Consider the following 12395-nt stretch of genomic DNA (forward strand, 5'->3'; position numbering starts at 1 on the left):
CGATAAGCTTCCGGATTTTTTCGGCAAATTTTACTAAATTCAAAAATCACGTAAACTATTGAATTTAAACCAAAAATGGTGCCCCCACACGGACTCGAACCGCGGACCTACTGATTACAAATCAGTTGCTCTACCAGCTGAGCTATAGGGGCACTGGGCGGTCGTCTAATGCGAATGCGCAGATCGCGCAAGAGGCTTTTATGATCCTTTTGCAGGTTTTACAGCTCTGATAGACAACGCTATCACGAAAAGAAACAAATGGGCGGTAAAATATGAAACTGGTGTTACATACAGGCGTGCATTTCACGGAAGAAGACAGGCTAGTGAAGTGCCTGTTGCGCAATGCGGATGACTTTGCGGCGAAGGGGACCTTGGTGCCCGGACACACGAGGTATCGCGGAATTCTGCGCGAAACGCTTAATGCAATGGCCAGTGCACCAGCATCTGAGATGGCGCGCGATGTGTTGATGGATGCGATTCTGGATGAGGGTGAGGCGCAGCGGGTGATCCTGTCGGACGCCAACTTTTTCCGCACGCCGAAGTCCGCGTTCCAGCAGGGCATGTTCTATCCCGCGGCACCTGTGCGCATGATGCGTATGGCGCAGATTTTCGAGGGTGACGACGTCGAGATTTTCATGGGCATCCGTAACCCAGCGAGTTTGCTGCCGATTCTGTACAACAAATCCGACAATCAGGATGTAGAGGCTTTCTGGGGGGGGCGCGATCCGCGCGATGTTGTGTGGTCCGAAACCATTGGCTTGCTACGCGAAGCTGTCCCGAATGTGCCGATCACGGTCTGGTGCAATGAGGATTCGCCTATGATCTGGGCGCATATCATCCGCCAGATGGCAGGCTTATCCGACGACCAGAAGATCATCGGCGGGTTTGATCTTCTAAGCTCTATTATGAGCACCGAAGGCATGAAACGTTTCCGCGCGTATCTCAAAGACCACCCGGCCATGACGGAGCATCAAAAGCGCCGCGCCATAGCCGCATTTCTGGATAAATACGCGATCGAGGATGAGGTCGAGGAAGAGCTCGATATGCCGGGGTGGACCGATGACGTGGTCGAGGACATGAGCGATGCATATGACGAGGATGTTGCCGTCATCGCTGCCATGACCGGCGTTCGGGTGCTTTTGCCTTAAGCCCCCCGTTTGATCATTGGTCTGATGGCTTTAGGCATGATAGATCACCCTCAAACAATTGCAAAAGGCACGTGGGATGAGTGATTTCGAGAAGGCTGCCGAGGGCGCTAAAATGGATTTCTCCAAGGACATGTCCTACGGGGACTACCTTGGCCTTGATCCGATCCTGAACGCGCAGCACCCGTTGTCGGATGCCCATGACGAGATGCTCTTTATCGTGCAGCACCAGACATCTGAGCTTTGGATGCGGCTGGCGATACATGAGCTGGAGGCCGCGCGCGCATCCATGTTGCAGGGGGAGCTGCCCACCGCCTTCAAGATGCTCAGCCGCGTTGCACGCATTTTCGAACAGCTTAATTCGGCCTGGGACGTGCTGCGCACCATGACCCCCAGCGAATACACTGCCTTTCGGCCCAGTCTGGGCAACTCATCCGGTTTCCAGTCGCATCAGTACCGGCTGGTTGAGTTCATTCTCGGCAACCGCAACAGCGCTCTGATGAAGCTGCACAAGCATCGCGAAGAGGCTTACGCGCGGCTGCAAGGAGAGCTGGCCCAGCCCAGTCTCTATCAGGTGGCGATATCGTTGCTATGTACGCGTTTTGAGCACGCTCCGTTGGCCGGAGAGCCGGGGCAGGCGGACTGGACCGCTGACCGCGCCGTGCAAGACCTTTGGCAGCGCGTCTACGAGGATCCGCGCGCCCATTGGGACCTCTATGAGTTGGCGGAAAAGCTGGTTGATCTTGAGGACTACTTCCGCCGCTGGCGCTTTAACCACGTGACCACGGTCGAGCGGATCATCGGGTTCAAACGCGGCACTGGTGGTACGGCGGGCGTGGCCTACTTGCGTAAGATGCTCGAAGTAGAACTGTTTCCCGAATTATGGAATGTAAGAGGAGCGCTGTAAGTGTCCAATATCCTGAGAAAAGAAGCGTTTATCTTGCCGGAAGGCGTGATCTACCTTGATGGCAACTCGCTAGGCCCGATGCCAAAGGCTGTCGCCGCACGGGTGCAGAGCATGCTCACTGATGAGTGGGGCGAGATGCTCATTCGCGGGTGGAACGGGGCGGGGTGGATGGATCAGCCAGCGCGCGTTGGCAATCAGGTGGCGCGGATCGTGGGCGCGCCAGAAGGCTCTGTTGTGATGGGCGACACGCTGTCGCTGAAGGTGTTTCAGGCGCTGGCCGCAGCGATCAAGATGGTGCCAGAGCGCCGCGTGATCCTCAGCGATACCGGCAACTTCCCCTCTGACCTTTACATGGCCGAAGGCCTCGTCGGATTGTTGGAGCAGGGGTATGAACTGCGTACCGTGGCCCCCGAAGACGTGGCAGGCGCGGTGGATGAAAGCGTTGCAGTGCTGATGCTGACTCAAGTGGACTACCGCACCGGCCGCATGCACGACATGAAGGCGATGACAGAGGTGGCGCATGCCAAGGGCGCGGTGATGCTGTGGGACTTAGCCCATTCGGCAGGCGCGCTCGAAGTTGATCTTTCCGGCTCCAACTGTGAATTTGCCATCGGTTGTACCTATAAATACCTCAACGGCGGACCGGGCGCGCCTGCGTTTATCTACGTGCGCCCCGATCTGGCAGAAACGATTAAACCCGCGCTGAGTGGCTGGTTAGGGCACCGTCAGCCCTTTGCCTTTGATCTCAACTACAAGGCAGGGTCGGGGATTGAGCGGATGCGTGTGGGCACACCGCCAGTGATCCAGCTGACGGCGCTGGAAGTGGCGATGGACCTTTGGGCTGATGTGGACATGGCAGAGCTGCGGGCAGCATCCATCGCGCTACAAGAACAGTTCATTGCCGAGGTGGAGCGCGATGTACCTACGCTCACTCTGGCCAGCCCGCGTGACAGCGCTGTGCGCGGCTCTCAGGTCTCTTTCCGCTTCCACGATGGCTATGCCGCGATGCAGGCGGTGATTGATCGCGGGGTGATAGGGGACTTCCGTGCGCCAGACATCATGCGCTTTGGGTTCACGCCGATGTATCTGGACGCGGCGGATATTACTGCTGCGGTCAAGATCATTGCCGATGTGATGAATAACGATCTTTGGGATCAGGATAAGTACAAGGTCCGTTCAAAAGTTACCTGATATATCAGGCGTCCCCCCCCCGAAGCTCACCTTTTGAAAGAGCTTTGGGGGATGCTGTTCACTGCTCTGCGCGGCGCAGAAGCGGTGATAGGGCCGCGCTGAGCGCAAAAAGCGCGGCGGCCATCGTGACAATGCTGGGACCTGCCGGCGTGTCAAAGGCGAAAGCACCGAACAGACCACCCAAGGCTGCAATACTTCCTGCGGCAAGGGCGTAGGCGGCCATCGCCTCTGGCGTGCGGGCAAAGGGGCGCGCTGTGGCAGCAGGAATGATCAGCATCGCAGCGATCAGAAGGGCACCGACCACTTTGATCGCCACTGCTACCGTCAATGCCAGCGCCAGCGTAAGGAACAGCTGTTCTCGTCTAGGTGAAATGCCGCTGGCCGTGGCCAGATCAGCCGAGAGGGTTGAGGTCAGCAGCGCCTGCCAGCGCCAGACAAGAAGCGCCAGCACCAGACCTGCGCCCGTCCAGATCACCACCACATCGTGTGTCGTCACGGCCAGAATCTCGCCAAACAGATAGCTTTCGAGATCGACCTGCACTCCGTCGATGAAGGACACCGCCACCAGTCCAAGCGCGAGCGCCGAATGCGCCAGTACTCCCAGCAGCGCGTCAGAGCTTACCTGCCGGTCCGCCAGCGTGCTTATGATCAGCGCCATTGCCAGAGCGACGGCGAGAACACCTGCAAACACAGGCAAGTCAGTCGCGAGTGCAAGTGCCACGCCAAGGATCGCGGCGTGGCTGGTGGCATCCCCGAAATAGGCCATGCGCCGCCAAACGACAAAGCAGCCCAGAGGGGCGGCTGCCAAAGCGACACCAAGACCGGCAAGCGCCGCGCGGAGGATGAAATCATCTATCATGCTACAGGCTCCTCGTGTTTATGCGGCTCGTGGTCGTGGGAATGACTGTGGTCATGGTCATGCCGGTACAGCGCAAGCGCGCCTTGCGTGCCCGTGCCAAACAGCGCGCGGTATTCAGGCGCATCTGCGACCACCTGCGGCGTGCCTTCACAGCAAACATGGCCATTCAGGCACAAAACGCGATCAGAGGCGGCCATGACCACATGCAGATCGTGGCTGACCATCAACACCGCACACCCACGGGTCCGGCGCACAGCGTCAATTTGCTGGTAGAATTTCGCCGAACCGGGCTGGTCCAGCCCTTGGGTGGCTTCATCGAGGATCAGAATATCAGGTTGTTGCAGCAAGGCGCGGGCCAGCAGCACTCTTTGGAACTGCCCTCCGGACAGCGCGCCAAGCTGGCGCTGGCCCAGATCCGCCACGCCTGCGTCCACAAGCGCTGCGGCCGCAACTTTATCGCTGATCCGTACCGGCAGATTGAGAAACCGTGAAACTGTAAGGGGCAGGGTGGCATCAATCGCGAGAGACTGAGGCACATAACCGATGCGCAGGCCCGCCGCGCGCTTCACCGTTCCCTCTAGGGGGCGTATCGCGCCTATCAGTGCGCGCAGCAGTGAGGATTTTCCCGATCCGTTTGGTCCTACGATGGTGACGATCTCGCCCCGATCAATTTTGATGTTCACATCGTGCAAAACGGTGCGGCCGCCGTAAGCGAGGCGTAGGTTGTGTGTCTCGATCAATGTATTCATGCGGCGGCTCCGGCGCAATCAGGACACAGGCCTGTGGCTTCGACCACCATGTGCTCAATCACAAAGCCGGCAGCGCGTGCGGCATCACCAAGCCGACCTTCTGCGGGGGCGGTGTCGGCCTCTGCCACGGTCTCGCAATTGCGGCAGATCAGGAAGGCGGGTGTATGGCTGTGACCGGGTTGCACGCAGGCGGTGTAGGCGTTCAGCGCTTCGATCTTATGGGCGAACCCCGCTTTGACCAGAAAATCCAGCGCACGGTATGCAACGGGCGGCTGCGTGCCCATGCCATCTGCGGATAACCGGGCTAGCACATCATAGGCCCCTAGCGCACGATGCTCGGCCAGTAGAATCTCAAGCGTGCGGCGGCGGACGGGGGTCAGGCGTAGGCCAGCTACCTCACAGTGGTTTTGCGCCTGTGCGAGCATGGTCTGCATGCACGCACTGTGATCGCGACATTGAAAGCCGATGGGATCAGACATGGGACAGGTCTCCGCTGTTCACTAATTTCGGAATTGATATGTTATAACATTACGAGTAGCAAGGCCCCGAAACTAATCAAAAGGATTCTCCGTATGCGCCCTCTGCTTGCCGCTCTTTGCCTGACTTCGACACAGCTGGCTGCACAGGAGGCCCCGCGCGTGGTGGCCGACATCGCGCCGATCCGTTCTTTGGTGGCGCAGGTGATGGAAGGGGTGGGTAGCCCGTTGCTTATTATCCCCACTAGTGCTTCGCCCCACAGCTACGCCATGCGCCCGTCAGAAGCGCGCGCTTTGCGCAATGCCGATCTGGTCGTATGGGTTGGTCCCGGGCTTACCCATTGGCTGGAAGAGCCGCTGGACACCCTTTCTGGCAATGCCGCACGTCTGACGCTGATGGAACATCCCAAAACCAAGGGATTGGAATTGCGTGCGGCGGGCATTTTGGGCGGACACGCCATGCACGAAGATGAACACGGCGATGAACGCGGGTATGAGGAGCACCATGACGAGGACGCAGGAAATGAAGAGGGCCATGACCATGAAGAGGGTCACGAGCACGAGGAAGGCCACGACCATGATGCTGCGCACGGGCATGAGCACCACGGCGATGTTGACCCGCACGGCTGGCTTTCACCGGACAACGCCGTGCACTGGGCTGGTGTGGTCGCGCAGACGCTGGCGCAGATAGACCCAGACAATGCTCAGACCTACATGAACAACTGGACCGCGCTGAGCGAGGAGGTCGGCGCAGCCGTGAAAGATATCAACACGCTGCTGGCGCCGCTGCATGATACCCCCTTCATCGTGCTGCACGATGGCACGCAGTATTTCGAGGCTTCCTTCGGGATGCAGGCAAAAGCATTTGTCATTCCCGGTGATGGCCGCACCCCCGGGCCTGCCAGCCTCAAAGCACTGCGCGATGAGTTAGCCAAGCATCCCGTCGCCTGCGCCTTTACCTCGCCTCAGGAAAACACATCCCTGCTGCGCACTGTCACGGAAGGGCAGGACACGCGCTTGGCCGAGCTTGATCCGATGGGGAATGGTGAAGAACACTACGCCGCCATGCTGCGCCGGTTTGCGGACGATCTGGCAGCGTGCCTGACAGCCAAGTAGGCGCTCAGAAAAAGGTGCGGTAAGCCACCACCGCATCACCAAAGGTCAGGCCGCTGTTCTTTTTCAGCCACGCCATAAAGGGGCGGTTGAATTTGAACTCCGGCCCGATCTGGATCTTGAAAAACCGTCTGACGTTCTGGGTGTTGCGGTAACTGTCTGTGATCACCGTTTACGGTCTCAAAGGTGCACTGTGTTAACCGGTGCGGACATCCGTTCGGGGGGAGGCGCAGAAGGCTAACGGCTCATCCCAAAATTGTACCATAAATTGTAGTCATAATGAATGTGACCCCGCTAAATAAGGCGGGGTCAAAAACTGTGCTGAAATGTCTCTTGGAAATGAGGATTTAAACCGCGATCTTGCCGCCGCCCTGTTTGGTGACCACGACCACAGCAGGCCGCGGTGGCATGGCTGGGTCAAAATCTGGCCAGCGGGTCGCTGGATCTTCGAAGGTCGAGTTCCGCTCGAACCCGACAAGATCCTTGGTGCCGTCTGTGCCGGGGTGCTGCACAGCGACAAAGAGCGTTTCCTGATCATCGGTGAAGTAGGGGCCGCACATCTCACCGCCCACGGGGCAGCGGAAGAACAGCTTGGATGTACCGCGCGCTTCGCCTTCCGTTTCCACCGCATAAAGCCCGTCGGATTTGCCGGTCTTGCCCCAGTTGCGGCCCTGATCGGTTGACACCCAAAGCCGACCATCGGCATCAATCGCGGCATTATCCGGCGAGCCGAACCATCCGTTTTCCGATGTCTCGGGGTTCCACAGCGCGCCCACTTCGGCCACGGAGGGATCACCGCATTTCACAAGGATCGACCAAGTGCCTTTCGGCGCTCCGTGATCGCCGCCGTCTTCCTTGATCTCGATGATGTGACCAAATGAGCTTTCGGGGCGCGGGTTGGCCGCATCCACAGCGTCCGGCTTGCGTTTGGAGCTTGTTGGTCAGCATCAGATAGACAGAGCCGTCACCGTGCGGCTGGGCATCCTCAAGACGGTCCATCGGGGTGGCGCCCAGCAGGTCAGCGGCAAGGCGCGTGTCGATCATCACGTCACCCTGATCGTTAAAGCCGTTCTCGGCTGTCAGAGGGCCTTTGCCATGGACCAGCGGCAGCCAGACAATCGTGCCGTCTTCGTCAAAGCGCGCAACAAACAGGGTGCCATCGCTCAGCAGCTTGGAGTTTGCGGCCATATCGTCCGAGACTTTGCCGTTGGAGACGTACTTGTACTGGTAGTCAAAGCGGTTGTCGTCGCCCGAATAGACCACAAGGCGGCCATCGGCAGCTTGCGTCGTCTCACAGCCCTCATGGCGGAAGCGGCCAAGAGCGGTGTGTTTGACTGGCATCGCATCGGGGTTGCGCGGGTCAACCTCTGAGATCCAGCCATAGCGGTTAGGCTCGTTGGGTTCTTTGTCGATGTCAAAGCGGTCATGGGTGGTGCCCCAAGCGTACCACATGCCCGGCACGCCATAGCGGTTGTGACGTGCGACGTCTGCGGCGGGCAGGGTGCTCAGATCGGGTTTGCCCTCACCATCCAGCTTGGAAGTCCAGAAGTAGCCGTGGAAGTTCTCTTCGGCCATCAGGTAGGTGCCCCAAGGGGTCATGCCGCCAGCACAGTTGTTCAGCGTGCCGATGATGGTCCTGGCTTCGGGATCGGCGTTGGTTTTCATGCGAGCGTGACCTGCCGCTGGGCCAGAGATTGTCATCTTGGTGCTCAGCGGCGTGATACGGCGGTTGTACTTGCCGTTACGCTCAACGCGCCATTCGCCTGTTGGCTCTTTCTCGATCTCGACGACGGTGCCACCGTGGGCGGCCATTTCGATGTCGATCAGTTCTGGCGTCAAGCCTTTGAATGCGTCGCGATCCTGACGGCCCAAACCGGGAAACATGACTTCTTCGTTGGTGTATTCGTGGTTCACACAAAGCAGGCCGCGTGTGCCTGTGTCGTTCAGAGGGGTGAAGCCCACATAGTCGTTGTTATAGCCAAACTGTTGCAGCTGTGCCGCGGCTGTCTGGTTCATCACGTCGAACTCTGGCGCGTCAGCGGTGATCGGATCGCCCCAGCGCAACAGGATCTCGGCGTCATAGCCTTCGGCCACGTGGTGCATCGTATCATTGCCCCACTCAAGCTCGGTGAAGTTATAACGCGAGGTGCCGGTCGCGGCGGCCTGCCTAGGCGCGATCATAGCGGAGGTACCAAAGAGCGCTGTTGTGGTTGTCACCGCCAGCGCGCCTTTGAACATATCGCGACGTGAATAGCGCGCCGCCACAACCTCACCGATGGTGCGGCTGAGGTTCGGGTTCGTCGGGATGTCATCAAACGCCTCATAAGCTTCGGCCTTGTTACCGATGGACGGGTCGTTGAGGATTTCTTTGCGTGTCATTGCTTGCTCCGCTCGCTGATAGGTTGGATGCCTTCTGCGCCGATTCCGTCACAGATTTGTGACGCCGCGATTACGCTATCATGAAGGCGGAACATTTGCAGGATTCCCTCCATAACAGGTAGAAGAGCCTTCAGGCACGAACAAATTGATCCAGAAAGTCGGGGATGTGTTGGCGGAATTTAAAAAAACCTGCGGTGGCGCGCGGCCATGCGGCAGTATCAACCGCGCGCCTTACCTCGAATATTGGGACAGACAGGGAAGTGCTAGCGCGACCTAATGAGTCGCGCAGACTGCCCACTGGCGCATGGGGTGTAACGATGTGGTCTAGCCGGTGGGTTTTTGCCCACTGCACTAGAGCCTCGGGGCCATAGAGCACGTTCGCATGAGGCGCCACATCGTGCATCAACGCCGTGCGAAAGTTCGCTACCAAAGGGGAGCTTTTCCACGGGCTCTGCGCGGCGGTGCCATCTAGATACGCGGTGCTGACGGGAGTGAAGCCGGACCTAACCAAGACATCAGGCGGGATAAGATCATCGGAATGTAAAAGCACACCCACACGGTCTGTAGGTTGTCCAGAGTAGGCGGTAAGTGCTGGAATGTCTTGCCTCTCAGGTGGCAAGGGCGGTGCAATCCAGAAAGCGTCTTGGGCCAGCCCCTGAACTCCCACAAACCGTCCATCCGTGAACTTCGCAATGTTGGAGGCGTCTGCCAGATAGGTCTTTCCTTGCGTCTGGATACCGGCCACCCAGCGCCAGCTGAGCGTGTTTAGAGCCACATCACCGTCCAGAAGGTGGCGCAAAAAGAAATCGGCCCCCAACTGCCACGGCAAACCCAACGTGAAAATCCAGATAGATGCGAACCACATGCGCGCATGGTTATGCAGATACCCTGTGGCGGCCAGTTCCTGTGCCCAAGTGTCAAATGGCACGATCCCGGTCTGACCTAAACACGCAGCCTGCCAGCGCTGGCGTAGTCCGCTTTGGGTTTGCACCTCGTTCTGCAGGCGGGTCAGATCATCGCGGATGTCGGTCCAGATGGCGGGACGCTGTTCCATCCAGCCTTTCCAATAGGTGCGCCACCAGACCTCCATCAGAAATTTTTCGGCTTCTTTCCTGTCCGTGTGCGCCAGAACCGCACGAGACACGTCCACCTCGTCCAAAATTTTCATCCGCAGATAGGGCGATAGGATCGAGACATAGGTATGCGCACCTGCCCCCAGATCAAAGTTGCGCTTTTGGGCGTATTGCACGCCTGCGCTGGGCGCAAAATCGGCCAACCGCGCATGGGCGGCGGCAGCGCTGGGCGGGAAGAGGGAAGATGTCATATCCATGCCCAGCGAGATAGTGCAGGGGCGGGGCGGATCAACCGGACATGTGATCGGGCGTCAGCCCCCCTTGAAGCTCCCCCCTACGGCGACTAATCTTGTGTAAACGCTTGTGCGGGTATGGTCCCGCTCAACTCCAATCGAAGGCAGAGCATATGCACGATCCCGTAGCGACCTACATGAACCTTGTACCCATGGTGGTAGAGCAGACCAGCCGCGGCGAGCGCGCCTATGATATCTTCTCGCGCCTGCTGAAGGAGCGGATCATATTTATCAACGGCCCGATTCACAGCGGGATGAGCCACCTTATCGTCGCACAGCTTCTGCACCTTGAGGCCGAGAACCCCGCCAAGGAAATCAGCATGTACATCAACTCGCCCGGTGGCGAGGTTTCTGCGGGCCTGTCGATCTATGATACCATGCAGTACATCCGTCCCAAAGTTTCGACACTGATCTGCGGCATGGCGGCCTCTATGGGGTCGGTCATCGCGATTGGCGGCGAAAAGGGCCTGCGGTTCGCGCTGCCCAACTCCGAAGTGATGATCCACCAGCCTTCCGGCGGATCCCAAGGGGTTGCAGAGGATATCCTGATCTCCGCACGTCACATCGAACAGACCCGCGAGCGGATGTACCAGTTGTATATCAAGCACTCGGGCCAGGATTATGACACAGTGCAAACCGCACTGGACCGGGACAAGTGGATGACCCCCGAAGAGGCAAAAGAATGGGGCCACATCGACGAGATCGTGGAAAATCGCGGCAAATCTGACGACGCCAGTGCCAAAAAGCCCAAAAAGGGCAAGTAAGACACAACGTCGCGCACTCCGGTTTTCGCGATTGCAGGACCGGAGTGTGTGACTTAGAGTTAAAGGCAATTCGTATAGTGCTACCTGTTTCAGGTGCGCACATCCAAGCTTTAGACCTGAAAGGGCTCACATGGCCAATTCAACCAGTGGCGACAGCAAAAACACACTCTATTGCAGCTTCTGCGGTAAGAGTCAGCATGAGGTACGCAAGCTCATTGCAGGGCCAACCGTGTTCATCTGCGATGAATGTGTCGAGCTGTGCATGGATATTATCCGTGAAGAAACAAAGGCTTCCGGCCTAAAAGCGACAGATGGTGTCCCGACGCCCAAGGACATCTGTAGCGTTCTGGATGACTACGTTATCGGTCAGGCAACCGCGAAGCGGGTCCTGTCTGTGGCGGTCCACAACCACTACAAACGCCTTAATCACGCCGAAAAGGGCGGCGATATCGAATTGGCGAAATCTAACATTTTGCTGATGGGTCCAACAGGCTGCGGCAAGACGTTGCTGGCACAAACGCTGGCGCGGATTCTGGACGTGCCGTTCACCATGGCGGATGCGACCACGCTAACCGAGGCGGGTTATGTTGGTGAAGACGTTGAAAACATCATTCTCAAGCTGCTGCAATCGTCCGAATATAATGTGGAGCGTGCGCAGCGCGGCATCGTCTACATCGACGAAGTAGATAAAATTACGCGCAAATCGGAAAATCCTTCCATCACCCGTGACGTTTCGGGTGAGGGCGTGCAGCAGGCGCTGCTCAAGCTCATGGAAGGCACTGTGGCAAGTGTACCGCCGCAGGGCGGGCGCAAGCATCCACAGCAGGAATTCCTGCAAGTGGACACCACGAATATCCTGTTCATCTGCGGCGGCGCTTTTGCTGGTCTGGACAAGATCATCGCGGCACGGGGCAAGGGCTCTGCCATGGGCTTTGGTGCCGATGTGCGGGACAATGACGCGCGCGGTGTGGGCGAAATCTTTACCGAACTTGAGCCTGAAGATCTGCTGAAGTTCGGCTTGATCCCTGAATTTGTTGGCCGCCTTCCTGTGCTGGCAACTTTAGAAGATCTGGACGAGGATGCGCTGGTCACAATCCTGACGCAGCCGAAGAACGCATTGATCAAGCAATACCAACGCTTGTTTGAGCTTGAGGACACCCAGCTGACCTTTACCGACGACGCGCTCCAGGCCATCGCCAAACGCGCCATACTGCGCAAGACTGGCGCACGCGGTCTGCGCTCTATCCTCGAAGACATCCTGCTCGACACAATGTTCGAGCTGCCGGGTCTGGATAGCGTGACGGAAGTGGTTGTGAACGAAGAAGCTGTGAATTCTGACGCGGCGCCGCTGATGATTTATGCCGAAGCGGAAAAAGAGCCAGCAACAGCTGGCTGAACTGTGCATGTAACCGTATCTTGAAAGGCAGGCTTTTGGGTCTGCCTTTT

11 protein-coding genes, 1 tRNA gene and 1 pseudogene are annotated in these 12395 nt (G+C 58.1%); 6 read left to right on the forward strand and 7 right to left on the reverse strand.

What is annotated here, in order from left to right:
• Positions 1-76 precede the first annotated feature (76 nt).
• Positions 77-152, reverse strand: a tRNA-Thr gene (locus tag V7730_RS14115).
• Positions 153-272: 120 nt separating this feature from the next.
• Between V7730_RS14115 and V7730_RS14120 the strand changes: the two genes are divergently transcribed.
• The 3 genes from V7730_RS14120 to kynU all read left to right on the forward strand — a co-directional run bounded on the left by V7730_RS14120 (position 273) and on the right by kynU (position 3243).
• The gene (locus tag V7730_RS14120; RefSeq protein WP_335748242.1) at positions 273-1148 is read left to right on the forward strand and encodes a hypothetical protein; all 876 of its coding nucleotides are present in this window, start codon (positions 273-275) and stop codon (positions 1146-1148) included.
• A gap of 76 nt (positions 1149-1224) precedes the next feature.
• The gene (locus V7730_RS14125; RefSeq protein ID WP_335748243.1) at positions 1225-2052 is read left to right on the forward strand and encodes a tryptophan 2,3-dioxygenase; all 828 of its coding nucleotides are present in this window, start codon (positions 1225-1227) and stop codon (positions 2050-2052) included.
• Positions 2053-3243, forward strand: a complete 1191-nt coding sequence (kynU, locus tag V7730_RS14130) for a kynureninase (RefSeq protein ID WP_335748244.1) — start codon at positions 2053-2055, stop codon at positions 3241-3243.
• Between the two features lie 58 nt (positions 3244-3301).
• Here the strand turns inward: kynU and V7730_RS14135 are convergent, their stop codons facing one another.
• From V7730_RS14135 to V7730_RS14145, 3 genes are read right to left on the reverse strand one after another with little or no spacing between them, the layout of a single operon-like run.
• The gene (locus tag V7730_RS14135; protein WP_335748245.1) at positions 3302-4102 is read right to left on the reverse strand and encodes a metal ABC transporter permease; all 801 of its coding nucleotides are present in this window, start codon (positions 4100-4102) and stop codon (positions 3302-3304) included.
• Positions 4099-4851 carry a metal ABC transporter ATP-binding protein gene (locus tag V7730_RS14140; RefSeq protein ID WP_335748246.1) on the reverse strand — a complete coding sequence of 251 codons (753 nt, stop codon included), beginning with the start codon at positions 4849-4851 and terminating at the stop codon, positions 4099-4101. The genes V7730_RS14135 and V7730_RS14140 overlap by 4 nt, the downstream gene beginning before the upstream one ends.
• Positions 4848-5330: a Fur family transcriptional regulator gene (locus tag V7730_RS14145; protein ID WP_335748247.1), complete on the reverse strand. Its 483-nt coding sequence runs from the start codon at positions 5328-5330 to the stop codon at positions 4848-4850. Before V7730_RS14145 ends, V7730_RS14140 begins: the two co-directional genes overlap by 4 nt.
• A gap of 93 nt (positions 5331-5423) precedes the next feature.
• On the opposite strand from V7730_RS14145, the gene V7730_RS14150 reads away from it, so the two are divergent.
• Positions 5424-6443, forward strand: coding sequence for a zinc ABC transporter substrate-binding protein (locus V7730_RS14150; RefSeq protein WP_335748248.1), 1020 nt, complete (start codon positions 5424-5426; stop codon positions 6441-6443).
• Between the two features lie 4 nt (positions 6444-6447).
• Here V7730_RS14150 and V7730_RS14155 read toward each other — a convergent pair whose 3' ends face one another.
• The 3 genes and pseudogenes from V7730_RS14155 to V7730_RS14165 all read right to left on the reverse strand — a co-directional run bounded on the left by V7730_RS14155 (position 6448) and on the right by V7730_RS14165 (position 10143).
• Positions 6448-6609, reverse strand: a complete 162-nt coding sequence (locus V7730_RS14155) for a DUF6434 domain-containing protein (protein WP_335748249.1) — start codon at positions 6607-6609, stop codon at positions 6448-6450.
• Between the two features lie 178 nt (positions 6610-6787).
• Positions 6788-8819: pseudogene (locus tag V7730_RS14160) on the reverse strand (PhoX family protein).
• 130 nt (positions 8820-8949) lie between these two features.
• Positions 8950-10143 (reverse strand): FAD-binding domain-containing protein, encoded by a 1194-nt coding sequence (locus tag V7730_RS14165; protein ID WP_335748250.1) that lies wholly within the window; start codon positions 10141-10143, stop codon positions 8950-8952.
• 155 nt (positions 10144-10298) lie between these two features.
• On the opposite strand from V7730_RS14165, the gene V7730_RS14170 reads away from it, so the two are divergent.
• Together V7730_RS14170 and clpX are read left to right on the forward strand one after the other, a co-directional pair.
• Positions 10299-10949, forward strand: coding sequence for an ATP-dependent Clp protease proteolytic subunit (locus tag V7730_RS14170; protein WP_335748251.1), 651 nt, complete (start codon positions 10299-10301; stop codon positions 10947-10949).
• Positions 10950-11079: 130 nt separating this feature from the next.
• Positions 11080-12345 carry an ATP-dependent Clp protease ATP-binding subunit ClpX gene (gene clpX / locus V7730_RS14175; RefSeq protein ID WP_335748252.1) on the forward strand — a complete coding sequence of 422 codons (1266 nt, stop codon included), beginning with the start codon at positions 11080-11082 and terminating at the stop codon, positions 12343-12345.
• The last annotated feature ends 50 nt before the right edge of the window (positions 12346-12395 follow it).

The organism is Sulfitobacter sp. (assembly GCF_036961165.1).
GTDB lineage: Bacteria > Pseudomonadota > Alphaproteobacteria > Rhodobacterales > Rhodobacteraceae > Sulfitobacter.

Excerpts from the sequence above, each read along its gene's own strand:
- V7730_RS14120 (WP_335748242.1), top strand. The coding sequence starts at position 273 with ATGAAACTGGTGTTACATACAGGCGTGCATTTCACGGAAGAAGACAGG.
- V7730_RS14125 (WP_335748243.1), top strand. The coding sequence starts at position 1,225 with ATGAGTGATTTCGAGAAGGCTGCCGAGGGCGCTAAAATGGATTTCTCC.
- V7730_RS14135 (WP_335748245.1), bottom strand. The coding sequence starts at position 4,102 with ATGATAGATGATTTCATCCTCCGCGCGGCGCTTGCCGGTCTTGGTGTC.
- V7730_RS14140 (WP_335748246.1), bottom strand. The coding sequence starts at position 4,851 with ATGAATACATTGATCGAGACACACAACCTACGCCTCGCTTACGGCGGC.
- V7730_RS14145 (WP_335748247.1), bottom strand. The coding sequence starts at position 5,330 with ATGTCTGATCCCATCGGCTTTCAATGTCGCGATCACAGTGCGTGCATG.
- V7730_RS14150 (WP_335748248.1), top strand. The coding sequence starts at position 5,424 with ATGCGCCCTCTGCTTGCCGCTCTTTGCCTGACTTCGACACAGCTGGCT.
- V7730_RS14165 (WP_335748250.1), bottom strand. The coding sequence starts at position 10,143 with ATGACATCTTCCCTCTTCCCGCCCAGCGCTGCCGCCGCCCATGCGCGG.
- V7730_RS14170 (WP_335748251.1), top strand. The coding sequence starts at position 10,299 with ATGCACGATCCCGTAGCGACCTACATGAACCTTGTACCCATGGTGGTA.
- clpX (WP_335748252.1), top strand. The coding sequence starts at position 11,080 with ATGGCCAATTCAACCAGTGGCGACAGCAAAAACACACTCTATTGCAGC.